The organism is Fictibacillus sp. NPDC058756 (assembly GCF_042746035.1).
Lineage (GTDB): Bacteria > Bacillota > Bacilli > Bacillales > Fictibacillaceae > Fictibacillus.
Genome location: NZ_JBHYPU010000001.1, coordinates 501,195 through 524,978 on the forward strand (window position 1 = coordinate 501,195; position 23,784 = coordinate 524,978).

Genomic DNA, 23,784 nt, shown 5'->3' on the forward strand with positions numbered 1-23,784 from the left:
TCAGACCTCAATTCGAACAGGTCCCGCAATATTTTAATTACCCATACTAATATAGAAACGAAAAACCGCCACAAATCCTTGGTACCAAAGGGTTTGTGGCGATTTTTTATTTTGCGTTCTTACGGATGTAAGTGCGATTACTAAAACAGGAGTAACTGTAGTATTACCAACAGCAACTGAAGCTAAAGAAGGTTTTACAATTGAAGTAAAAGATCCTAGTGGAAACGTAGTCCCAGTTAAAGCTATTAACTTAGAAATTGGCGATGCTGAAGTTACATTTGATTTCACTACAGCTTTAACAGTTGACCCAGCATCAGGAATTTGGGTAGTTGGTGGAAAAGAGTTTGACCAAGCTGCTGTTTATGCTGTTCAAGCTGTAAAAAATGCTTCTAACCAAGTTGCACTGTTAAATGCATTAAAGTCAAGCTACTTTACTAATGTAAAAGATGATAACATCGTAGCTTATGAGACTGCACTAACTACTGCTGAAGGTAAAGGTGAACTAAACACTGTTGCGGATGTGCAAAAAGTTATTGACACTACTAATGCAACTAATGTAAGTGACGCTGATAAAGCAGCTGCGGTTGATGCTGTAAATAAAGCTACAAACCAAGTGAGTTTATTAAAAGCTCTTCAGAACCCACTTTTCAAACGTGTAAACAGTGATTGGATTGCTGATTATGATAATAACGTTGATTTTGCAGTTGGTGTTACTAACGAATATTCAACTGTAGAAGACATACAGAGCGATCTTAATGATATCAATGAAACAAAAATTGATGCAGCAATTCTTGATGCATCTGATGAGTTAGATGCAACAAAAGTTTCTACAGCTAAAAACTTAGTTAACCTGTATATAGCTGAAGATGTTGCTCCTGATACTACAAAAGCAGGATTACTTAAATCTCTAAATGTTCACGAAGCTGTAATTAACGTTACTGTTGCAAACACTAACGCTAAACTTCAAAGTGCTTTGAATAAATTAGTTAGTGAAGTTAATGATAAAGCAGTAATCGATTCAGCTACAGTAAACCCTAATGAACTTTCTCGTTATCGTACTGCAATTGGTGCAGCTGCTCTCGCATTTAAAGATTCTGCAGCTGATATTCAATCAATTATAACAACTGGAAACGGTGCTGCTGAAACTGCAGTGGTTGGCGAAATTGAAGCAATAACTTCTTCAACAGTAAACGGTCAAACTGTGTATAGTGTAACAACTGCACAATTAAAAGACTTATTAACTAAGCTTTCTGATCGTTCTAAATTTGTAGGTTCTACACCAGCATTTTCAATTTCTAATGTGAATGACGCATTATTACAAGACTATTTAGTAGCATTAACGCCTGCATCATTAGCTGACGCAGCTGCAGTAACTACTACAGTTATTGGAGTAAATAAGCCTAAAGATGCTTTAGATGCAATTAAACTCTTAACATCAAGTAATACTGCTGATGAAGTACTAGCTGCTTTAAAGGCTAAAACTTTGAATTTATCAAATGTAGTTGATGCGAATAAAGCTGAATATCTAGTAGATGTAGCTGCATTAGTTACTGAAGCTACTTATGCTGGATCACCTGCAACTGATGCTCAACTTGCAACTGCTGTAAATGATGTAAAAGCATTAGTATCAGCTATCAACAATAAAGTTATTTTAAATGGTGCAACTTCTGCTGCTACAGCTAGAGGAGCTCTAACTGACTTTGCAGTTGCAACAAATGATGCAGATTTTATCAACTTATCTTCTAGCGCTAAAAATGATTTAGCTGGTTTAGTATTAGCGGATATAGCTGCGAATGGAACTTATGATGATGTTGCAGCTGTAACAACAGCAATTGCAGCTCAAATCGTAGTAATGGAAGGTCTAGTTGATGACGTTAATGTTGCTACTGACATTGCTACTATGTCTGCTGCACTTGATGCTTTAGACTATGCTGCATTTGAAAACTTAACAGCTGCTCGCAAGTTAGATGTTGCTGAACAATTCTTAACTGCATTCCCTAAAAATGCAACAACTGGAGCAAAAATCCCTTATACTTCTATTACTGGTATTAAAACAGACGTAAGTAAAGCAATCACAACATTAGGTTATTAATTTCTATAATAAGGCGCTCTGCTCATTAAGAGCGCCTTATTTTATAACTGTTTCAAGAAAATCACGAACGGCAATGGAGGATATTACATATGGTTTCAATTGGTGAAGACATCAGAGATTGGCAACTAGTTACAACTCCTGTAATAACCAATATTACCTTTAGCAGGGTATATAGCTATTCTTATGTAGGAGGAAAAATAGACGATCTGGAATTGTCATTGGATTTTACGAAAGAGGATCTTGTTAATATAAAAAAAATGTTTGTTAGTATATCAGAGGACGGGAAAGATTTAGAATTTAGAATTATGTGCCTTGAACAACTAATTAAGGCCAGAGACATTATTTTTAGTATTAATTCCCCTGTAGATCCTGAAACTAAAAAACAATTAATTAAAGCTAAAACTCTAGTTTATTCTGCTTATCCATGTGCACTTCGAAATTTTCTTGAGATAAAGTTAAATGAATTAATGAAACAACCAGTTGATTTTATTGTCCCAAATTTAAATGAGAAGTTAAACGTTTTAGAAAAGTTTAATTGTTCTACCTCTGCAGATGATATTTGTGAGTTGTTGATCGAGTTAGGAAATAAAGAATTTATTAATTTGGGTCGGGATTTGAGAATGTTAATAAGTAAAAAAATTCTCATAAATTTACCCTTTAGGAACCTTCTTGAACTTCAAAAAGAACTAGAAAGATTAATATCTTATTATGATAATCTTTTAACAAAAATTCAAACAACTAATGATGGGAAAGAATGGATAAGATTATATAATACACTCTTTGAAGGATTAAATATTTGTGAGGTATCCTCAGTAGTAAATGTTTTTCTAAAATTAGAACGCTCAAAGAAGTTGACTTTTTATGAGTTAAAAAATTTATTAAATGATTTATTACACCTTGGTCATTACTCTAATACAGTGGATTCTAGGATTGTAGAAAAATCAAATATAGGTATAATTATTTAAGATAATCGCCACAGAGCTTTTTAAGTAAATTTAATTATATTATGGGATGCCTTTTGCATTCCTCCCATTTTAAGAGGTTCTTGTTAATTCAAGAACCTCTCATTTGTTTTGTTTAGTATTTAATCTTTTAAACCACATGCAAAAATAAGTCCTTGTTGAGAAAATTTCAACAAGGTTTCTTTTTTATTGTTTTATTAGATTGTATTATTAATCTCATCGTGAGAAAAACTATTATTCTCATTAATAGTAGCAAAATCTCTCCTAGTAAGTTGAGGATACTCCGATAGGTTAACTTCTCTTAAGTACCCCGCAATCAATATTACTTGTTATTATAGTCCATTTATTTGTAGATAATATTCCGTCAGAGTAAGTTTGAATTCGATCTTCCATATGTTCAAGGACTTCCCTTTAAGATACATTCTTCATTACCCGTATAAAACAAAATACTTCATTTTCACATCCCCCTTTACCTTTAAATAATCAATAAGAGAATGAATTAACCTTCAATTAATTTCCATAACAATTAGCACATTTCACCAAAAATAAACAACCATATATTTACTTTATGTAGTAGTATTAGGAAGTAGAAAATTGAAAAGGGAGACTGTTATTAATAAAGAAATTTAAACTTCTATCCTTATTAACGATGTGTTTTTTGTTGGTTTTAAGTTTTAATTTAAACCATACATCTGCAGCTAGTGCACCGACTGTTTCCATTAATGGGGTAAAACAAGTATATGATCAGCCACCAGTTATTCATAATGGGAGAACCTTAGTTCCGCTCAGAGGTATCTTTGAAAAATTGGGCGCAACTGTTCAATGGCATCAAAGTACCCAAACGATTACAGCAGTCAAGGGCGACATAGACGTATGGTTAAAACTTGGTTCTAAAAATGTAAAAGTGAATGGTGTTTCTAAAACGATTGATGTTCCAGCCCAGGCAATAAATGGGCGTACCCTTGTACCATTAAGATTTGTAAGTGAAGTTTTTGGCGCACAGGTATCATGGAATTCTGCAACAAACAGAATTGATATTATATACAATGGAACAATGCCCTCGAAACAGATGAAAGTTCATTATATCGATGTTGGACAGGGAGATAGCATCTATATTAAAGGTCCTGAAGGTGAAGATATCATTATTGATGCTGGCGGTAAGGGAAAAGGTGATGAAGTGGTAAGTTACCTTCAATCACAAAAAGTAGATGATATTGAAATTATGATCTCCACTCATCCAGATGCTGACCACATTGGAGGATTAGATGAGGTTTTAGCAGCTTACAAGGTTGAGAGTGTTTATGCTCCACAAGTTTCACATACAACACAAGCCTATGAAGACTTCTTACTTGCTGTTAAGAACGAAGGATTAACGATTAAGGCTGCTAAAACGGGTGTATTATTAAATGTCAAAGGTGTTTCCGCTAAGTTCATTGCTCCGTACCGAGATTACGGAACAAACATAAATGACTGGAGCGCTGTGTTACATGTAACATATAATCAAAAATCTTTCTTGTTTACTGGTGATGCGGAACTGGCATCAGAGAAGGATATGATTGCATCAAAACAGCTTTTAAAGGCAGATGTACTGAAAGTAAGCCATCATGGAGCAGATAATGGATCTAGTGAAGAGTTTTTGAAGTTAGTTCAACCAAAATATTCTGTTATCAGCGTTGGTGCAAATAATAGCTATGGGCATCCAACAGCAGGAACACTTAGCCGTTTGAAAGCAATAGGATCTGCTATTTACAGAACGGATCTTAGCGGCAACATAACTTTCACAACAGACGGAACACAATTATCCGTTAAAACGGAGCGCTAACCTTGAAAAAAGGAATTATTGACCGAATTGAAGAAGACGTGGCTGTTGTAGAATTGGAGAATAAGATAATTAATATTCCATTGTCTAAACTTCCTAAAGAAATCAATACTGGGGATGTTATTCAATTTCTTGAAGACAATACTATTGTTATTGATGATCAGGCTACAAATGAAAGAAGAGAAAGAATAAAGAAGTTAATGAATGAACTCTTTGAAGAGAGTTAAATGAATATGAAAAGAGCTACAAATTTCTGTAGCTCTTTTTAACTTAACCTAGCAGTAGGGTCCAAAAGGAAACTATGTATATTATTTATGGATTTTAAGATTTAGTTTAGTAAAGCAAACTATACTTCTAATGGAAGCTTCTTCAACAATTCTTTATCTAAATAATTATCTTTTCAATTTCCTTTAAAAAACTCTACAAAAATATTACCTATAATTGCAACTATGCCACCTATTATTGCAATTATTAATGGGTACCAAAAAGTTTTTCTAAACTCTTTTTTTTCTTGGATTAACTGGTTTCTTTCTTTAAAAAGCTCTTTATAGTTTTGTGAATTAACCATAGCATTCTTTAATCCTTCATAGGAACGATGCCATTCTTTTCTTAAAAATTCTTCCTCCTCATCAGATAACTGGAACCGACTAGAAAGGTCAGGACGACTCGCAGCGTTTTCATTTTTACCTTTTGTTGCAGGTGTTTCTAAGTAGTTGAGCATAATTGACACAAAAGTAGTACCAACACCTAATTCAATATCATCAGAGGTATGATTGTGAACAGCAATTAAAGATAAACCTAACCACTGAGGGTCAAGTGTAGTGGCAATATGCCCTAGTCCTTTTGATACTTGAGATACTTTGGAATGATATGTACCACCAATCCTCCTAGAGACCCAGATGGATTCTTCTGTATAGATACACACAGTTTCATGAGCGGGTATTACAATTTTATTGCCAACAGTTGCTGAACTCCCATCTGAAATTCTCCAAGAATATTTACTGGCAGTTAAATTAATGGAGCTCCCTTTAATGTTATCAACCTTTAATGGATGAATCATTAAGTTTTCACCATTCATAATTTCTCTCATTATGTCTCTATCACTTAATAACATTCAAATCCCCCATATTTATAATTTTCTAAATTCTAGCATATCACAAAAAAGGATGAAAATGGTTATAACATTCTAGTCATAATGGTTTCTTACTTCAAGATAGTGCTATATGGTCTTCTAAATATTTAAACTTTGGGTAGTTTAAAAATATTTAGGAGCGACGCCTTTTGTCACTCTGAACGGTTAAGACTTCTGAAGCTTGATGGAATTCTATGCTTAGTTCCAAAAATAGGTTATTATATAAAAAACACTTTAGGAGTAATGATTATGTCAGGGCTTGGTAGAAATGATATTTGCCCTTGTGGAAGTGGTAAAAAATATAAAAAGTGTCATGGAATTTTAGGAAGGCTGTCTGACCTTTCGAAAGATCCCTTTTTAAAATGTGTATGTGGAAGCGATTCCCATCCCTATGATTGCTGTGGTTCCTTTCTTGCTTCTTCACGAAGGATTAAATCCTCCTTTAATAATAATGAGTTTATCGTAGAAAATCGGGTAAATGAGGAATATTCTGGACACGTCTACTTTGCAATTATGTCTGGAACTTTTTTATGAAAAGCAGAACAAAAGTGACTTCAAAAATAGAACAAATTTGATTTTAATTTCTTACTTTATAAAAAGGTTAGCATAACTTATAGTTTGAATACTCAGTATTTAAAAGAGTGTAAAAAAGGGGGAGTAAAGTAAGTGATGAAGAATTTTGTTAAAGGGTTTGATTATCAAAGATCAAAAATAGAAATGAATGTTTACCATTTATCTAAGAACTCGAAAGTTGAATCCAAGGTAATTTGTTTTTTATAAACTTTATAATACTTCAATAATTGCTTAACTTTTTTCTTTGAGCTAGTCTGGATAAGCTCTAAGAATACTAGAAATTGCTGAGATTCTTTTAGAAATTCCCTATCGTATAACTTCTTTAACCATCTCGGCATCTGACGCTTTTGATTGGATTGGTCGAATCCCTTTGATTTTTTCAGGAGTGAGTGTATCATATTCCATACTCTATACTTTTTATATCCTTTTCCAAAGCAACGCTTATATTTGGCTAGTATCCTACCATCATTGGAAACAAGTTTGATTGTCTTCTCATTGTATCTAACTGTGATCCGCTCTCCTTTGTACTCTTCTGGAGCAGAATAATGATTTCCATCAAAGGAAACTAGAGTATTATTCTTAACTATTCGAATGACTTCATTAAAATATATGAAGTGCTTAGAAGGAACTTTTCCAGCAAAAGCTCTTTCATTCTTCATTAAATTTATACAAGAATTGTTTTTATCAGGATGCTTTCTTTTATTTAATCGATCAAAAGTGGTGTTTATAGAATTCTGTAACTCTTCTAATGACTTGAAATTGTTATTTAAACCATGTAGTTCCCTTTTTAATGTCGAAACAGCATTTTCAACTGTTCCTTTTTGATTAGGTCTATACGGAGTACAGGTTCGAACTTCCATGTTGTAATATTGTGATAGCTGTTCAAACAATTGCGTTAACTTTACTTGGTTATCCTTAAATGATCTGTGCTTTACGGCAATCTTCATATTATCGATTAGCAAAATTGGGAAAATACAACCAATATGTTTTGTAAAAGAAATAAAGGCATCTACAAAGCAATGAGCATTCATTTTTTCTGTAACATGGACATAACGGTAATTACTGAATGGAAGAGCAAATACTGCAAAATAGACAATCTTATTTATTCCGGAAATTTTTATTTTTTTTGATCCCCAATCAAACTGGACCATTTGACCAGGTTCATAAAAGATATCTAAAAAACTATCTTTTAATCGATTCCTCTCAAGTTTTATCCATTGTCTTACTTTTGATTTGGTAATTTCATATCCCTCTTGGACCAGAAAGTCGTATAGTTGGTTAACTGTAAAACGACTTTTTCTTTTTTCTAAAGAAAGATAGTATCGAATTCGTTGTCGAGTTACATTTTCAATTGGATTATATCGTGACCTTTGAATGTTTCCTTTATGAATGCTTCCTGTTACACGAAATAACTTTAATCTTTTATTTACAGAATCGAGGCATACTTCAATTTCCTTTGCAATTCTCCTTTGAGATAAACCTTTATAATATAATTCTAGTATTTGTGATTCCTGAGTTTTTGATAAAGTCAATGATATCTACTCCTTTAAAAAGTCTAGAGCTTATATCGGTAAATAAAGAAGTAGATTTGAATCAGCTTAACCAAATTTAGAAACTCTCTAGAAGAGAACTTATTCTTGGATGAAAATTTTGTAAGTTTTTATATGACTCTATAAAACACTAGAAATAATTTATTTATCAAGTTCGATTTGAATTGTTCAATGTACAAGGACTTAATTCACTGATAATAAAAGTAGAATGAATATTAATAAAATTCTGTCATGTCAGAATAGTGACAAAACTGGTGGATGATTGTCTTTACTGCTTATTTAACTGCACTATATAATGAAAGCGTATTCAAGAGTAGTAAAAATTTCAACATTCTAGAAGGGGGATTTGTTTTGAAAAGGAAAAAGCCATTTGCAATTCTAGTATTTATCCTCGCTATGTCATTGGTCATCTCAGCTTGTTCTTCAGATGGAGAACAGTCAGTCGATACCAAAAGTAAAAATGCAGACAAAATCAACCCAGACAAACTTGTAGAAGCGCCATTTGAAGGCTGGGTGGAGGGGCTCCCGCAGATTACAGCCCCTGAAGGTTTTGATTGGAAAGAATTCGAAGGCGTTGAACTAAACTTAATTTCGGAAAATACACCACCTTCATCGGCAATTGCAGCTAATATTGATCAGTTTGAGGATGTAACAGGAATAAAAGTTAATATTGAACAAACAGATTTGTCAACAGTTGTAGAAAAAGTAAGTCTTGATTTTAATTCTAAATCTGCGAAATATCATCTGATCTATGCTGATCCTTATCAAATTCTCGCGAAACAGTCAGAGCATTTTCTTGATTTAAATCAGTTGATCGACGAACCAACACTCCCGGATGTACCTGGCGGACTTGAGGATTTCTCACAGGCACAGCTTGAAGCAACAGGTTATATGGGGGACAAAGACGAAATTTTTGCCTTGCCATATGATAATCCTACGATGGTATTAGCTTATCGAAAGGATGTTTTTGAGAAGTATAAGGATTTGTTTATGGAAGAAAAAGGGTATGATTGGACTCCTGGACCAGAAATGACTTGGGAGCAGTATTATGAAGTTGCCAAATGGATTACTGAAAAAGCCAAGGAGGGAGTCATTACTGAAGTTCAGTATGGTACTGGCCACCAGGCAAAGCAGCACGATTCTCTAATGAATGACTTTAGTAATATTCTTGCTGCCAATGGTGGCGATTACTTCAAGAAGGACAACCTGGGGAACCTTGGTTCCACTAAGCCAGGTGAATCTGCAATGGATTCAAAAGTCGCTTTGGAATCAGCAGAATTCTATAATAAGTTGTTAAAAGTAGCAGCACCTGGAAGTACATCCTGGGATTGGTCAGGTGTAGCTGAAGGATTTGCGGCAGGCAATATTGCGATGATTCCTGAGTGGCATGAATTCAGCGCCATGTTTGAGAATGAGGATTCTTCAAATGTAGCAGGCAAAGTTGCCTGGACCGTACTGCCTAAAGGAAAAGAACGCAGAGCGCACATGTTTGGCGGAACAGGTATCGGAATTAACAAATATGCAAGCGATGAGGAAATTAAAGCAGCATGGCTGTTTACAGTTTGGTCTACTTCACCTCAGGCACAATACATGATTCTCAAGTCGAAACAAGGCGGATCTACTCCAACTCGTAATTCTGTATACGAGCTGGCAGATGTAAAGGCCGGGATGGAACCAGGATCACCTGAATCAAAAGAAATGCCTAACTTGTTAGCAATGAAACCAACACTAGAGGCATGGAAAGAAGAAAATGTGTATATGCGCCCGAAGATTCCTCAGTGGCCGCAAGTGAACACATATATTTTCACAGAGCTTTCCAAAATGCTTGCGGGGCAGCAAGAGCCTAAAGAAACCGTAGAAAAAATAACAAAACAAACAAATGAAATCACAGACCGTTAAACATAAAAAAGAGAGGAAGCGCTTAAAAGGCCTTCCTTTCTTTTATAGAAAGGGTGGTATACATGATAGAGTCGGAAACAAAGTCTATGTCGAACCGATCTGTCAAAGTTATTCCTATTGCGAAAAAGAAGAGGCGTAAATTGTCAACCGAATTTTGGATGCTTCTGCCTTCAATGGGTTTGCTGGCCATTATAAGCATTTTTCCATTTTTATATATGATTTATGCTAGTTTTATGGATTTCACGCTCTCTTTTGATAATCCCGTATTTAGCGGATTGGATAACTGGATTCGTATCTTTACTAGTGAAACATTTTGGGCTTCATGGGGAAGAACCGGTATTTATACAGTGGTAGGTCTGCTATTAGAATTAGTTCTTGGTGTAGGAATGGCCCTCTTGATTTACAGTCTTCCAAAAGGACGAAATTTTGTCATTACTCTCTGGATGATTCCTGTTTTTGTAGCTCCGGTTGTTGCAGGGCTTCTGGGAAGATTTTTGTTGAATTCAACATACGGCTTATACGACTGGCTACTGGGATTTATTGGAATAGACATCCAGATACTAGGTAATGTTTCAACATCAATGCCGGCTGTAATTTTAATGGATGTATGGGAATGGACTCCTCTTATTACATTAATAGTACTTGCAGGACTAACTTCTTTATCAACCGAGTCTCTTGAAGCAGCAGAAGTGGATGGTGCCAACTACTTCCAAAAGCTAATTTATGTCATTCTGCCGCTAATATCCCGAACAATTCTGGTTGCTTTATTGATTCGTTCCATGGACATATTACGCTTCGTGGATATTATCAAAATTACAACGGAAGGCGGTCCTGCTGATTCTACTAAAATAATTGGCTATTATTTGATGGAGGTCGCTTTTAAATTCCAGGACTTCGGTACTGGTGCTGCGCTGGGTTTGACAATGTTATTTGTAACAATCCTGCTTGGACAATTATTTGTGAGAATTATGCTGAAAGGAGAAGATTAGAATGGGTGCAACAACTATGAGAGCCAAAAAGACTTTGGTAAATACGGTGTTATACACCCTGGTGATCCTTAGTTTGATCTGGGCTCTTCTCCCAATCGTTTGGATGGTCCTATCCTCTTTCAAAACTCAGGCAGGAATGTTTACTATGCCGCCTAAATTCTTTTTTGAACCGAATTTTGACACTTTTAAATATATGTTTTCTGCTGAAGGAAACTTTCTTAAGTTCTTGACTAATAGTGTAATAGCAGCTGTCTCATCAACTGGAATTTCTTTAATCCTGGGATCGTTAGGCGGATACGCGCTTGCAAGAGCGAATTTCAAACGAAAGAAGGATATATCTTTTTGGATCATTAGTACAAGGATGGCACCTATTCCAGCTGTCATGCTTCCGCTTTATCTCATGTTTTCAGAATTAAACCTTGTCGGTTCGATGGCAGGATTGATCTTTGCTTATACAACTTTTAATCTGCCATTCGCGCTTTGGATGATGATGGTGTTCTTTAAAGAAGTGCCTGCTGCCCTAGAGGAAGCCGCGATGATTGATGGGTGCAGCCGTTTCCAGGCTTTTGTGAAGATTGCTGTTCCTACGGCTACGCCAGGACTTGTAGCAACTGGTATTTTATGTTTGATGTTTTCATGGAATGACTTCCTGTTCGCATCCGTGTTCTCTGGCCATAGCAGCCAGACCATACCGGTAGCTGCTTCAATGCTGATTACTCAGCAGGGAATTGCATGGGGACAGGCAATGGCTACTGGTACAGTCATTATAACTCCGATGGTTATTGCAGGTTTGGCAGTGAGAAAATATTTGGTTCAGGGATTGTCGATGGGAGCTGTGAAATAGGAGTAGGATTAACCGTATAAAAATGATGAATAAGGAGGTTGTACAATGTCTATCGAATTGAAGCAAGTGGAACACCTTGTTGGAGAACTTCCAAAAACAATGAAGGCAGCAGTCATGAACCGACCTTTTGACATTGAAATACAAGAGTTGCCTGTTCCTGTAGTTGGAAAAGATGAGGTACTTATAAAAGTAATGGCAGTAGGAGTATGCGGTTCAGACATCCATTATTATGAACATGGAAAAATCGGCCGTTACGTGGTTGAAAAGCCTATCATACTGGGACATGAGTGCTCGGGTATCGTTGCTAAAATTGGTGAAGATGTTACTCGTTTTAAAGTAGGTGACCGGGTGGCGATTGAACCTGGAGTAACGTGCGGTCGCTGTGAACAATGTAAGAGCGGAAGGTATAACCTCTGCCAGGAAGTTCAGTTCTTGGCTACACCTCCTGTTGATGGTGCGTTTGCCCAGTATATCAAACATCGGGAAGACTTCCTTTTTCAAATCCCGGATGATTTATCCTTTGAGGAAGCTGCCCTTGTGGAGCCGTTTTCTGTCGGAATTCATGCAGCAAGAAGAACCAATCTGCAACCGGGATCCGCTGTAGCCATTATGGGAATGGGACCCGTGGGACTTACTGCTGTAGCAGCGGTAAAAGCATTTGGTGCTGAAACAGTTATTGTTTCAGACCTCGAGCCAAAGCGTTTGGAGGCTGCAAAGAAACTTGGAGCAACTCATTTAATTAACATTCTTGAACAAGATGTTGATGAAGAGATCAAAAGAATAACAAAGAGGCGTGGAGTCGATGTTGCTTTTGAAACGGCAGGAAATCCTATAGCGCTTCAATCCGCTCTTCGTTCTGTCCGAAGGGGAGGAAAGCTTGCCATTGTAGGTCTCCCTCCACAGGATGAAATCGGAGTGAATGTACCTCTCATTGCTGATAATGAAATTGACATATATGGAATATTCCGTTACGCCAACACATACCCGCAAGGAATTAAGTTTCTTGCTTCCGGCAACTTTGATGTCAAGTTTCTCATAACGGACCGGTATTCGCTGGACCAAACTAAAGATGCAATGGAACAGGCCCGGACGAACAAGAATGAAAGCTTAAAGGTTGTTGTATATCCGAATGGCTTGCTCTAAAAGTAATAGGAGAAACCATAAAACCTAATAGATTAGGAGGAAAATGCTTGAAAATAAACTTTGGTATTTCTACAGGGTTTGCAATCAAGCGGTGGCCGGATCCGAAAGAATGGGTAAGCATCGTGAAAAATGAATTGGAATTGAACATGATTCAGTTTTCTTTTGATCAGTTCGATCCGCGGGGGCGATCAGAAAGCGTAAAAAGATACTGTTTCCTTGTTCGTAATGAATGTGAAAAACATAGTATGAAAATCCATTCGACTTTTACCGGGCTGTCTATTTATTCCCATAACCTCCTGTATCACCCGTTACTTGAGGGAAGACTGGATGGAATGGATTGGTTTGAAAAAGCCTTTAAAATGACAAAAGAATTAGGAGTAACTGCGACTGGAGGTCCTTTTGGCGGAATGGATATCAAATCCTTTGAAGATATACAAAAACGCGATTCTGCTGAAAAAGCCGCCATCGAATCCCTGGTTTTACTATTGCAGAAGGCGAAACAAGAACATGGCATTAAATTCTTCTACTGGGAGCAAACGCCTGTTAGAAGAGAAGGAACCATTACAATAGAAGAAACAAAAAGCTTTATTGAACATGTCAATATGCTTGCAGGGAAAGATGCTGCTAAGTTCACCTTATGTTTTGATGTCGGCCATACTACCAACCCGGCATTAAACCCTTTTGACCAGAATCCTATTAACTGGATTGAGCACTTAAAGGAACAGATCTCCATTATTCATCTGCAGCAAACAGATGGCTACCTGGATAGACATTGGCCATTTACGGAGGAAAAAAATAAAATAGGAAAAATCAAACCGGAAAGTATTCTGGACGCTATACAAAGGACTGGCAATGAACACGTTGATTTGTTTCTAGAGATCGGCCACCCCTTTGAGGAAGATGATAAAAAAGTGCTGGAAGAAATCAGACAGAGCACAACTTTTTGGCGGGAAGCTTGCAGTCAAAGAGGGATTCATATATAGGAGGTTTCCTTTATGGAATTTAAACAGCTGCAATCAAAACTGATCAATGAAGCTGCGGTTGCTCTTGGAACCATTAATGAAACTGATGTAGATGTTTTCATTAAGGAGATCCTGGGAGCAAGAAAGATATTTATTTACGGGTTGGGCCGGGAAAGACTTATGCTTCAGGCATTTGCCATGCGATTGGTTCACCTGGGTTTTGATGTTCATGTTGTCGGAGATGTTACTTCTCCGAGGATTGAAGAAAAGGATTTGTTCATTACGAGTTCTGGAACAGGGTATTTAGCGACAGTTGAGGCGCTCCTTAAAATAGTAAAAAAGGCTGGGGCAAGGGTAGTTTATATTACGGCCAATACAGAATCGGAGTTATCTCAATATGCAGAACTGACCATCCTCATAAAAGCTCAGACGATGAAAGAGGATATTGAAGAGCGAACATCCCTGCAGCCATTGGGAGCTGTTTTTGAACAGGCACAACTTTTCCTGTTTGAGCTCATTATCGTCCGATTGAAGAAACAAATAAAGATTAGTGAAAAAGAGATGGAAAAGTTCCATACAAATCTTGAATAGAAGGGAGATATTACAATGAAAGCTTTGGTAATTGAGAAGCCTTATACAGCCACAATTAAAGAAGTTCCTTATCCTAAGCCCGATGCGAATGAAGTTACGATAAAAGTCGAAAATGTTGGAATCTGCGGGACGGATGTACATATTTTTAAGGGAGAGTTCCTCTCGCCATACCCATTAATTCCGGGTCATGAATTTTCGGGGACAATTCATGAAGTCGGAGAAAATGTAACAAAGTTTAAAGAGGGGGACCGTGTTACTGCAGATCCATCCTTATTTTGCGGTCAATGTGAATTTTGTTTAACAAACAGAGGCAACCAATGTGAAAATTGGGGGGCACTTGGCAATACAGTGGATGGAAGCATGGCGGAATATGTAAAGGTGCCTGCAAAAAATGTAATTAAGATCCCTGAAAATATGTCTTTTTCAGAAGCTGCATTTATTGAGCCGATGGCTTGTGTAGTCCATGGAATGAATCGGCTACAGCTTCAGGTAGGAGACCGTGTCCTATTGTTTGGAGCGGGTGCGATGGGCCAGCAGTTGATTCAGTCTGTAAAAATGGCAGGTGCTTCTGAAGTGGTGGTCGTCGATATATCCCAAGATAAATTGAATATGGCATTAAAATGGGGTGCAACAAAAACTGTCTTAAGCCAAAACGTTGAAAAAGAACTGGGCAGTAAGGAATATCCGCATGGGTTCGATGTAGTCATTGATGCGACTGGCATTCCAAAGGTTATCGAGCAAGCATTCGAATATATGGGACCAACTGCAAAGTATCTCCAGTTCGGCGTAACACCAGAAGATGCAACGGTGACTGTAAATCCGTTCAAATTATACAATAAAGATTGGACTCTTATCGGTTCCATGGCGATAAACCACACCTTCATTCCTGCATTTCACTGGGTTAAAGAGGGACGTGTAAAGCTTGACCATCTTATTTCAAAAGAGCTTTCTTTGGAAGAAGCGATTGATTACTTAAAAGGGCCAAGAGATCCCGATCTGTTGAAGGTACAAATAAAATTATAAAATCTACAAAAAGCCACATCAGTGGCTTTTTATGTTATGAAGCAGCAAAAAAACAGAATGGAGAATGTTTAATGAGTGAGGAATTTTTGCTTGGAATAGACATAGGAACTCAAGGGGCAAAGGCGATTGTCATCAACCAGAACGGTGAAATACGAGCTTCTGGAAGTCATCCTTATGATTTCTCTGTGCCAAAGACCGGATGGGCAGAACAGCACCCTCATCAATGGTGGGATGGGGTGAAAAATGCTTTGAAGCAAATATCCCAGAGGGGGATCGAGTTAGAAAATATTAAAGGAATTGGAATCTCGGGCCAAATGCACAGCCTTGTTCTGTTAGATGAAAACAAGAAAGAATTGGGTTCTTCAATATTATGGAATGATGTAAGGACTCATATCGAATGCAAGGAGATCACAGACCAAATAGGTGAGACGAAGCTGCTTAATATAACACAGAATGCCGTTCTTCCAGGGTTTACAGCTCCAAAATTATTATGGATCAAAAAGCATGAACCCGAGAGATACAGCCGGATTAAGCACATGATGCAGCCCAAAGATTATATTGTCTTCAAACTTAGCGGTGAGCTATCGACTGATGTTTCGGATGCAAGTGGCACATCCTTATTTGATGTAAAGAACCGTTGCTGGTCAAATGAAATTATAGAAGCTCTAAAAATTCCCCATGATTGGCTCCCGCAGGTACATGAAAGCCAGACAATCGTTGGCCAAGTGTCTATACAGGCGGCAGCTGAGACTGGCTTACCCTTTGGAATTCCAATTACAGCAGGGGCAGGTGATAATGCGGCTGCAGCCCTAGGAAATGGTATTTATAAAGAGGGAAAAGGAATTATTAGCATAGGGACTTCCGGAACTGTATTTGCCCCGCTCAAACAAGTCCCAGAAAGAACTGGAGAGGGCAAAATGAAAACCTTACATTTATTTTGCCATTGCCTACCTGGTACATGGCATGCGATGGGGGTTACTCTCTCTGCGGGTATGTCACTCAAATGGTTTAAAGAGACCTTTTCGATTAACTCTTATGATGAACTATTATCGGGTGTTGAAATGGTGCCTTCTGGTTCCGAGGGACTTGTATTTCTTCCTTATTTAAATGGAGAACGGACACCTCATAATAATTCAACCGCCCAGGGGGTATTTTTCGGGATGGGATATCAGCATACAAGAGCTCATTTTACACGGGCGTTGCTTGAAGGAGTCTCTTTCAGCCTTAAAGATTGTTTGGAATTAATTGAAAAGATGAATATTCGAATTGATGATTGGTATGTGACGGGAGGTGCAAGCAAGAGCGGGATATGGCGCAGTATCTTGGCTGATGTTTTACAAAAGCCATTGCGTGCTTTTGAAGAAAGAGAGGGTCCAGCTTTTGGTGCAGCTTTATTAGCCGGTTTAGGAACAGGTGTCTGGAAAAGCCCAGATGAATTTCCGAGTTGCTTTGATCAAGGGATACGGTCAGAATACAATGCTAGAAACAGCAAGATTTATAAAGACACACATGAAATATACAGCGAGTTATACAACCGATTGGTCCCATTGTATTCCAAAACTTCTAATAGAGAAAAGATGATATAATCTCAATAATTAGAATATTCTTAAGGAATGAAAAGACATGATACAAAATCCAGCATTGAACTCGAGGCAAAAAGAACTCCTTCAAACATTGCTGCTGGCTGAAAGGCCGTTATCATACAAGCAGCTTTCAGAAATATTTAAATTGAGTATGAGAACCATTCAGAGAGAAATCAGTTCACTCAAGCCCTTTCTGGCATCCCGCGGCCTTAAAATAGGTAAAAAGATTGGTGCAGGATTGGAATTAAAAGGGTCCCAAGAGAAGATCAAAGCACTTAAGAATCACTTGAACCAGACTAAAACAAAATCGGCTTATTCTCCGGAAGAACGCCAGGAAGGCATATGTTACGAGCTTCTAATCTCTAAAGAACCAATCAAGCAGTTTGTCTTCAGCAGGAATTACGGCGTGACAGAAACGACAGTTAGCCATGATTTGGATAAAATTTCACCCTGGTTGGATTCTGGAGGAATTTCTCTCATTAGAACCCCTGGAGTAGGTGTCTACTTAAAAGCCTCGGAGCACCAGCGTAGAATGATGCTGTCCCGTTTGCTCCATAAGGATGTATCTTTTGAGGAGTGGCTTGATCTTTTTCATGAAAAGAATGAAGGGGAAACCATTCAAACACAAGGAAAACTTAACGCATTAATCAGAAACCGCCTTCTAAAGTTTGTTCATTCACAAAATATACAAGAGATTGAAAAGATTGTTCGAAGGGTCTTAAATAGTAAACCAGATATTGTATTGACCGACAGAAATTACGTCAACTTGATCGTCCATTTAATGCTTGCAGTAGAAAGGATTAAAGAGGACGGAATTTTGTCAGAGGTTTCTGGTATCTATCAATTTGATTCTGATGTGTATGAAATAGCGCAGAATATAGTTTCAGAGCTGGAAAAAGAGCTTTTGATTAGCATTCCTGATATAGAAATAGAATACATTTCCCTGCACCTCGCAGGAGCCCGTGTATCAAAGTTGCAGGAGGACATTTCAGAAGACCAGGAAGAATTCACATGGATTGAATTAGCTAATAGTTTTATAGGTGCAATGGAATACAATTTGAAAGAGTCATTCCAAGGAGATAACCTTCTCCAAGAAGGGCTGGTAGCACACTTTGCACCTGCATTTAACCGATTAAAATACGGGCTTCAAATTCATAATCCTATGCTTGAAAAGATAAAAGAGAGATATCCTGAAATTTTTAAGGCTTGTGAAAAAGCTTGCAGTTTTCTGGAGAGTAAAGTTGGGTACACCATTCCAGAGGATGAAATTGGCTATTTGACAATGCACATCGGAGCTTCCCTAATTCGAAAAAAAGAACGCCTAAAAAAGCAGTATCGCGCAGTTGTTATTTGTGCAAGTGGTCTTGGGACATCAACATATCTGGCAACGAGAATCCGCTCCGAGATGGAAAATCTGTCGGTAGAAGGGATTGTCTCAACAAACCATTTAAGCCAGTGGCTTAAAGAAAATAAGGAAGTTGACATCTTAATCTCTACTGTAAATCTGCCATTTATAAAAAATAAAAATATAGTGATTGTAAGTCCTTTTCTGCAAAAAGAGGATATATCAAAAATTCAGTATGGACTGGAAAAAGTCCAAAAACAACCTGAAGATGGGGAGTCCAGCAAACATACAGCGAAACAATCTCCTGCCATTACTCTTGCCAAGTATGGGGAGGGAATGATGAAGATCCTTCAAAACCTGACTATTTATCAGATAGTTAAGTCTAAGGTAAACGGAATCCCTGACATTCTATACGAAAGTAAAAGTCACACTGCAATCAGCAAGCTTGAAAGGTTATGCGATGATCTGGAAAACAGAGAACAGAAGGGAGGATTTGTGATTGGGAGCCTTGCCATGATCCATACCCGCTCTGAGGGAGTTAAAGATTTGCTTGTAGCCATTTTCCGAATTGCAGAACCAATGCTATGGTTTAACGATAATGGAGAAGAGCAATATGTTACAACGATTTTATTGCTGGCTGCTCCTAAAGATGCACCAAAAGAGCATATTAAAATGATCAGCGAAGTCAGTGCAATGCTTATCGAAGAGTCGTTTATCAAACTATTGGAAAGTGGAACTGAGAGGAAAGTTAAACATGAACTGGAGGCTGTTTTATCGAAAGCATTTGAAACAAATGCTATTAGGCTCTTAGAAGGAGCTGCCGATTAAATGAGAAAATTTGCTCAGCTTTTAAGTGCAATGGTTTACCAAAACATAGCAGTTATTATTGCAGCAGGGATTATTCGTGAGGTTTTTGGGGTTTATGGCTGGTTGTATAACGACCGTATTTTATTATTGGTCAATCCCATCTACTCAACCTTGCTGCCTGTTTTAATAGGGTATACAGGGGGAAAAATATTAGGGGGACAACGGGGTGGTGTTGTTGCCTCTATTTCAACTTACGGGTTGACACTAGCCAGTTCGACACCAGCCATTCTTGGTGCAATGATTGTTGGGCCATTTACAGGCTGGTTAGTGGGCAAGGTAGATCAAACTGTAAAAAGGAAGATGCCTGTTGCAGGGTATGAGTTATTAGTAGGTAATGTTTTTGCCGCTTTCATTGCCGTAATCCTTACAATTATTAGTTTTCTTTACGTTGGACAAACATTTTCCGCTGGGGTAAAGTGGGCACTCAGTTACTTGGAGATAGTCATTCATGCTGGCTGGCTTCCCTTAACATCTATTTTAATTGAGCCTGCAAAGGTATTGTTTTTTAATAACTTTATTAATTATGGCGTGCTGGGGCCAATTGGAATTCAGCAGGCCAAAGAACTGGGGAAATCAATCTTCTTCCTTTTAGAAGCTAATCCGGGACCGGGGTTGGGTGTGTTGCTTGCATACTGGCTAAAGACGAAGGCTGAACAGAAAAAAGGGGCCAAACTAGCAATCTTCATCCATTTTTTCGGGGGAATACATGAGGTGTATTTTCCTTATGTATTGTTAAAGCCGTTACTGATAATTCCATTAATCCTCGGAGGGATGGCAGGGGTTGTCACATTTCAGCAATTCAATGTCGGTCTTGTTTCAATGGCCTCGCCAGGAAGTATTTTTTTATTTGTTGGTCTTGGGCCAAAACAAGATATGTTATTTATCGTATTAGGACTATTCATTTCGGCTCTCGTCTCTTTTCTCGGAAGTATGCTTATCTTAAAAAAACATTCTTTATCACCAACAGCGGCTGAAAATAGAAATAACATAAACTACTTTTATTTTTTCCAAAAGAATGATAATCCCAAGTCAGATGATAAATATACAGCAGTGGAGAGCGAAGAAGAATTAAATGTTCAAGCTAATCGTTCGGTTTTGAATAAAATAAAAAATATAGTATTTGTTTGTGAAGCAGGACTGGGTTCCAGTGCTATGGGGGCGGCTATGCTGAAAAAGAAGCTGGAAAAAGAGAATCTTGTGATTGAAGTGGATAACTCATCCCTAAGAGAAGTTCCAGACAGCGCAGACCTTATCATTTGCAATAAAAAGCTGTACACCGAAGTACGAAAAGTGGCACCTGGAAAAGCGTGTTATCCATTGCAATCATTTACAGATATTAAAGAATATGAGGAGCTAATTGATAAATTAAGGGGTTTATAAGAATGGCATTTTCAAGAAAAGACATAACTTGTCTTTCTTTTGGTGTTTCTTGAAATTCTATCCTGTTAAACTTTAGTTAAGAAATAAAATAAGGGGTGTAAAACCTTATCATCAATGAAAAATTCATCAGATTTCCAGCTAAAAATAAATACAATTGCTTTTGTTTGTCCAGCTGGCATGGGGACGAGCGTAGTTGGGGCTGCAATGCTTCGGAAAAGGTTAAACCTCAGCGGATTGAAAGTAAACGTCTATTTCTCTGCTGTAGAGGAAATTCCAGCCGAAACTGAACTTATTGTCACTCATAAGCGGTTTAAAACAACACTGCAGAAACTTTATCCGGATAAGCGCCATTTTCTTCTCGATTCTTATACAGATACGAAAGGGTATGATCAACTTATGTATTTATTAAGGGGAAATCATCTAAATGATCACTGAAAAGCAGATTATGCTTTCATGCTCTGCATGTTCTAAAGAAGATGCAATACGGCTTGTCGGACAGAGAATGATAGAGTTAGGCTTTGTTACTGCAGAATATGTAAATGAAATGCTTGAGAGAGAAAAAATTTGTTCCACTTATATTGCCAATGGAATTGCTATTCCACACGGACTTAATAACCGAAGCGCCTCGATCCTAAAGGAAGGAATGGTAATCGCCCAGTTTCCGGAAGGTGTTTATTATGACAGTGAAAGAGCATATCTGCTTTTTTCAATTGCTGGCTGTGGAGAACGGCACCTGAAGATTCTTTCAGCCGTGGCGGACTTCATTGAAAACAATGAAGTCAATCAAAAACTGAGGACTGTGTCCTCGCTAACACCTTTTTATAGAATGATTGAGTATTTTGAGGCTCGCGCATTATAACCATTACTAAAAAAGAGTTGTGGTTTAAATTAATGTCATTAAAAAAGAGTTTAGTCAAAGAATCTCATTGTTTAGGAGTCCTTGTAATACTTATCCGCAAATCGATAGTTTTAAATGATAGAATTTTAAAGCAGGTAGCTATGCGGCAAAGGCTGGTGCGTACGCAATAAAAGATTTTATAGAAAACAACTCCAATCTTTTCTATCATGACTTAACAGTCGTTGCAAAAGATGCCATTAAAAAAGATGTTATTCGGGCTATGAAAATCTTTTTAAATAAAGGTGAAGTAGTACGATAAGATGTGATATAACTTGTAAAGGGATTTTTGCATAGCAGTTAGAAAACCTTTGAGATACTCATAAAGGTTTTTCTTTTGTGCAGCAGCGTTAATATCAACAGTGAATATTATAGTTAATGAATACTATCTGAATTAAGTAGAGTAAAAATTAATTTTAACAAGTGTATTAGTTGAAGATTTGTTGAGCTGTTTGTTTGGCAGCTTTTTTTTATTGAATTAAAGGGCATTTAGTTTTGAAGAAGGACCAAATCACAATGATTATGAAAAAGTTAGGCTTGGAAAAGATTTAGATTGAATATTTAACCTTACAAATTACCATAATGTATGATAAAAGTTAAGGTAAGATTAAAAGATGGTGATTTAATGTGGAAGTGGTTAGTCGGAATAGTGATTGGATTAATTGTTTTTGGCGTTGGTGCTTATTATTTTTTTATGGACTATGCTGCAGAAAAAGTAATGGAACAAGTTTCTACCACTTTAGTTGCAAATGAAGAAGAGGTTAATAAACTGCTTGAAGACCCGGAGATAAAAAAATATCTAGAAGACGGAGAAGAAGCTCCTGCAAATTTACCCTTCACAACTAAGGAAGAAGCAGTAAAGGTAGTGTCAAAGAAATATTCTGTAAATGAAATGGTAGAAATGCGTGATAAAGTAAGAGAAGGATTGACGAGCGAAGAAAAAGAAGAAATATACAAAGACCTCCAAACTAAACTTACAGAGGAAGAATTACACGCGTTAAAAGTAGTTGCCCTAAAAGAATTGAAGAAAAACCAATAACGAACCTTCCATAACATAGACAAACCCAACCTCAAAGCAATATGGCAGTGATCTCATTTAGAGAGTATTTAGTAGAGAAAAATAATCAAAACAAACCTAAAGAAAAATAATTGGAGCTTAAAAGGATACCTGCGAATCAGGAAGATATCCTTTTTGAGTTGAAAGTTAAAGTTAGAATTCAAGCGAGACCCATTTGTTTTTTAAGGCTTTAAGTACAGCTGAAGTACGATCTGGAACCTCTAATTTATGTAAAATTGAACTTACATGATTCTTAACGGTGCTTTCTGTTAAAAATAATTGTTTCGCTATATTTTCATTACTGCAACCGGTTGCTATTAGTTGAAGAACATCCCATTCTCTCTTTGTCAAAATTGAATCACAAGGTACACTGCTGGGTTCTTGAGATTCACTGATGTACTGACTTAGTAAAATTGAAGAAAGATTAGGATGAAGATAAGGTAAACCATTTTGTATTTTTTCCAATGCATCCAAAAATTCGGAATTACAAATTTGATTTAATAGATACCCATAAAACTTTTGCTGCAAAATAAATTTTATTAAAGATTCATCTTCTGACTCTATCCAAATTAAGATCTTTAATTCATTGTTTTTTAATGTATTTAATGATTTTAAAGCATCTATGTTCGATTGATCTATATGAATGATTAAAATGTCTTTCTTATTTAATAACTGACTTGGCAACAAAGAAAGTGTCTCATAGCAATTAACTTGGGATGCAGGGTATTGTTCTTCGATTAATAGACGAACCTCGTCCCGTATAATCGGAAAAGGATGGACTAAAAATATCTTACTCAATGATATTCCTCCGAATTCTTATAAAATATCAACCTTACTAACTTATAATAAAATAGGATTTTTGTCACTTATTTTTGAAAAAAATTACATTTTTTGGATGATAAAGATAAGAGAAGCCACGCTGAGAAATCATTGTGGCTTTTTCTATGTATTCCAGTTATGAGTTAGATATTATAATATATTTCACTAATCGATCATTTCACAAATTCCACCTATCTTAAAGGAATCACCCCACTCTTAATAGAACAAAAAATACAGACAAAATATAGATTTTTACCTC

Annotated in this window: 21 protein-coding genes and 1 pseudogene; 19 read left to right on the top strand and 3 right to left on the bottom strand. The window is 37.0% G+C overall.

Translation table 11 applies throughout. The features are described from left to right. Nucleotides 1–520: 520 nt before the first annotated feature. The 5 genes and pseudogenes from ACFW35_RS02465 to ACFW35_RS02480 all read left to right on the top strand — a co-directional run bounded on the left by ACFW35_RS02465 (nt 521) and on the right by ACFW35_RS02480 (nt 5,100). Nucleotides 521–2,092 (top strand): hypothetical protein, encoded by a 1,572-nt coding sequence (locus ACFW35_RS02465; RefSeq protein WP_379843540.1) that lies wholly within the window; start codon nt 521–523, stop codon nt 2,090–2,092. Between the two features lie 89 nt (nt 2,093–2,181). Next, the gene (locus ACFW35_RS02470; protein ID WP_379843542.1) at nt 2,182–3,057 is read left to right on the top strand and encodes a hypothetical protein; all 876 of its coding nucleotides are present in this window, start codon (nt 2,182–2,184) and stop codon (nt 3,055–3,057) included. Nucleotides 3,058–3,703: 646 nt separating this feature from the next. Then, a pseudogene (locus ACFW35_RS19835) lies at nt 3,704–4,078 on the top strand (copper amine oxidase N-terminal domain-containing protein); the annotation flags it as partial. A 30-nt stretch (nt 4,079–4,108) separates the two neighbouring features. Continuing rightward, entirely contained in the window at nt 4,109–4,876 is a 768-nt protein-coding gene (locus ACFW35_RS02475) for a ComEC/Rec2 family competence protein (protein WP_425590098.1), read from the top strand. Nucleotides 4,877–4,878: 2 nt separating this feature from the next. Continuing rightward, complete coding sequence (locus ACFW35_RS02480) at nt 4,879–5,100, top strand: DUF3006 domain-containing protein (RefSeq protein ID WP_379843545.1); 222 nt, start codon at nt 4,879–4,881, stop codon at nt 5,098–5,100. A gap of 173 nt (nt 5,101–5,273) precedes the next feature. Here ACFW35_RS02480 and ACFW35_RS02485 read toward each other — a convergent pair whose 3' ends face one another. Continuing rightward, nucleotides 5,274–5,987: a hypothetical protein gene (locus ACFW35_RS02485; RefSeq protein ID WP_379843547.1), complete on the bottom strand. Its 714-nt coding sequence runs from the start codon at nt 5,985–5,987 to the stop codon at nt 5,274–5,276. Between the two features lie 267 nt (nt 5,988–6,254). Here ACFW35_RS02485 and ACFW35_RS02490 point away from each other — a divergent pair, with 267 nt between their 5' ends. Next, entirely contained in the window at nt 6,255–6,539 is a 285-nt protein-coding gene (locus tag ACFW35_RS02490) for an SEC-C metal-binding domain-containing protein (protein ID WP_379843548.1), read from the top strand. Between the two features lie 191 nt (nt 6,540–6,730). On the opposite strand, the gene istA is transcribed toward ACFW35_RS02490, so the two are convergent. Next, entirely contained in the window at nt 6,731–8,110 is a 1,380-nt protein-coding gene (istA, locus tag ACFW35_RS02495; RefSeq protein ID WP_379843550.1) for an IS21 family transposase, read from the bottom strand. A 369-nt stretch (nt 8,111–8,479) separates the two neighbouring features. Here istA and ACFW35_RS02500 point away from each other — a divergent pair, with 369 nt between their 5' ends. From ACFW35_RS02500 to ACFW35_RS02560, 13 genes are all read left to right on the top strand, one after another. Then, the gene (locus tag ACFW35_RS02500) at nt 8,480–10,027 is read left to right on the top strand and encodes an extracellular solute-binding protein (RefSeq protein WP_379843551.1); all 1,548 of its coding nucleotides are present in this window, start codon (nt 8,480–8,482) and stop codon (nt 10,025–10,027) included. 86 nt (nt 10,028–10,113) lie between these two features. Then, on the top strand, nt 10,114–11,016 hold the full coding sequence (locus tag ACFW35_RS02505) for a carbohydrate ABC transporter permease (protein WP_379843553.1): 903 nt from the start codon (nt 10,114–10,116) through the stop codon (nt 11,014–11,016). A 1-nt stretch (nt 11,017) separates the two neighbouring features. Next, entirely contained in the window at nt 11,018–11,860 is an 843-nt protein-coding gene (locus ACFW35_RS02510; protein ID WP_379843555.1) for a carbohydrate ABC transporter permease, read from the top strand. A gap of 45 nt (nt 11,861–11,905) precedes the next feature. Continuing rightward, entirely contained in the window at nt 11,906–13,003 is a 1,098-nt protein-coding gene (locus ACFW35_RS02515) for an NAD(P)-dependent alcohol dehydrogenase (RefSeq protein WP_379843556.1), read from the top strand. Nucleotides 13,004–13,050: 47 nt separating this feature from the next. Further along, entirely contained in the window at nt 13,051–13,986 is a 936-nt protein-coding gene (locus ACFW35_RS02520) for a sugar phosphate isomerase/epimerase family protein (RefSeq protein ID WP_379843558.1), read from the top strand. A gap of 12 nt (nt 13,987–13,998) precedes the next feature. Further along, nucleotides 13,999–14,556, top strand: coding sequence for a 6-phospho-3-hexuloisomerase (gene hxlB, locus ACFW35_RS02525; RefSeq protein ID WP_379843559.1), 558 nt, complete (start codon nt 13,999–14,001; stop codon nt 14,554–14,556). 15 nt (nt 14,557–14,571) lie between these two features. After that, a complete protein-coding gene (locus ACFW35_RS02530) occupies nt 14,572–15,579 on the top strand; it encodes a zinc-dependent alcohol dehydrogenase family protein (protein ID WP_379843561.1) in 1,008 nt (335 codons plus the stop codon). A 71-nt stretch (nt 15,580–15,650) separates the two neighbouring features. Next, on the top strand, nt 15,651–17,165 hold the full coding sequence (gene xylB, locus ACFW35_RS02535; RefSeq protein WP_379843562.1) for a xylulokinase: 1,515 nt from the start codon (nt 15,651–15,653) through the stop codon (nt 17,163–17,165). A gap of 37 nt (nt 17,166–17,202) precedes the next feature. After that, nucleotides 17,203–19,335 carry a BglG family transcription antiterminator gene (locus tag ACFW35_RS02540; protein WP_379843564.1) on the top strand — a complete coding sequence of 711 codons (2,133 nt, stop codon included), beginning with the start codon at nt 17,203–17,205 and terminating at the stop codon, nt 19,333–19,335. After that, the gene (locus tag ACFW35_RS02545) at nt 19,336–20,754 is read left to right on the top strand and encodes a PTS transporter subunit EIIC (RefSeq protein WP_379843565.1); all 1,419 of its coding nucleotides are present in this window, start codon (nt 19,336–19,338) and stop codon (nt 20,752–20,754) included. 114 nt (nt 20,755–20,868) lie between these two features. Next, the gene (locus ACFW35_RS02550) at nt 20,869–21,189 is read left to right on the top strand and encodes a hypothetical protein (protein WP_379843567.1); all 321 of its coding nucleotides are present in this window, start codon (nt 20,869–20,871) and stop codon (nt 21,187–21,189) included. Next, the gene (locus ACFW35_RS02555; protein ID WP_379843569.1) at nt 21,179–21,613 is read left to right on the top strand and encodes a PTS sugar transporter subunit IIA; all 435 of its coding nucleotides are present in this window, start codon (nt 21,179–21,181) and stop codon (nt 21,611–21,613) included. The genes ACFW35_RS02550 and ACFW35_RS02555 overlap by 11 nt, the downstream gene beginning before the upstream one ends. Before the next feature lie 661 nt (nt 21,614–22,274). Continuing rightward, on the top strand, nt 22,275–22,688 hold the full coding sequence (locus ACFW35_RS02560; protein ID WP_379843571.1) for a hypothetical protein: 414 nt from the start codon (nt 22,275–22,277) through the stop codon (nt 22,686–22,688). Between the two features lie 171 nt (nt 22,689–22,859). On the opposite strand, the gene ACFW35_RS02565 is transcribed toward ACFW35_RS02560, so the two are convergent. After that, on the bottom strand, nt 22,860–23,504 hold the full coding sequence (locus ACFW35_RS02565) for a response regulator transcription factor (RefSeq protein ID WP_379843572.1): 645 nt from the start codon (nt 23,502–23,504) through the stop codon (nt 22,860–22,862). Between the last annotated feature and the right edge of the window lie 280 nt (nt 23,505–23,784).

Coding starts and splice junctions, on each gene's coding strand:
- ACFW35_RS02510 (WP_379843555.1), top strand. CDS start 11,018: ATGGGTGCAACAACTATGAGAGCCAAAAAGACTTTGGTAAATACGGTG.
- ACFW35_RS02475 (WP_425590098.1), top strand. CDS start 4,109: ATGCCCTCGAAACAGATGAAAGTTCATTATATCGATGTTGGACAGGGA.
- ACFW35_RS02470 (WP_379843542.1), top strand. CDS start 2,182: ATGGTTTCAATTGGTGAAGACATCAGAGATTGGCAACTAGTTACAACT.
- ACFW35_RS02490 (WP_379843548.1), top strand. CDS start 6,255: ATGTCAGGGCTTGGTAGAAATGATATTTGCCCTTGTGGAAGTGGTAAA.
- ACFW35_RS02550 (WP_379843567.1), top strand. CDS start 20,869: ATGAAAAATTCATCAGATTTCCAGCTAAAAATAAATACAATTGCTTTT.
- ACFW35_RS02485 (WP_379843547.1), bottom strand. CDS start 5,987: ATGTTATTAAGTGATAGAGACATAATGAGAGAAATTATGAATGGTGAA.
- hxlB (WP_379843559.1), top strand. CDS start 13,999: ATGGAATTTAAACAGCTGCAATCAAAACTGATCAATGAAGCTGCGGTT.
- ACFW35_RS02545 (WP_379843565.1), top strand. CDS start 19,336: ATGAGAAAATTTGCTCAGCTTTTAAGTGCAATGGTTTACCAAAACATA.
- ACFW35_RS02515 (WP_379843556.1), top strand. CDS start 11,906: ATGTCTATCGAATTGAAGCAAGTGGAACACCTTGTTGGAGAACTTCCA.
- ACFW35_RS02530 (WP_379843561.1), top strand. CDS start 14,572: ATGAAAGCTTTGGTAATTGAGAAGCCTTATACAGCCACAATTAAAGAA.
- ACFW35_RS02505 (WP_379843553.1), top strand. CDS start 10,114: ATGTCGAACCGATCTGTCAAAGTTATTCCTATTGCGAAAAAGAAGAGG.
- ACFW35_RS02540 (WP_379843564.1), top strand. CDS start 17,203: ATGATACAAAATCCAGCATTGAACTCGAGGCAAAAAGAACTCCTTCAA.
- ACFW35_RS02555 (WP_379843569.1), top strand. CDS start 21,179: ATGATCACTGAAAAGCAGATTATGCTTTCATGCTCTGCATGTTCTAAA.
- ACFW35_RS02560 (WP_379843571.1), top strand. CDS start 22,275: ATGTGGAAGTGGTTAGTCGGAATAGTGATTGGATTAATTGTTTTTGGC.
- xylB (WP_379843562.1), top strand. CDS start 15,651: ATGAGTGAGGAATTTTTGCTTGGAATAGACATAGGAACTCAAGGGGCA.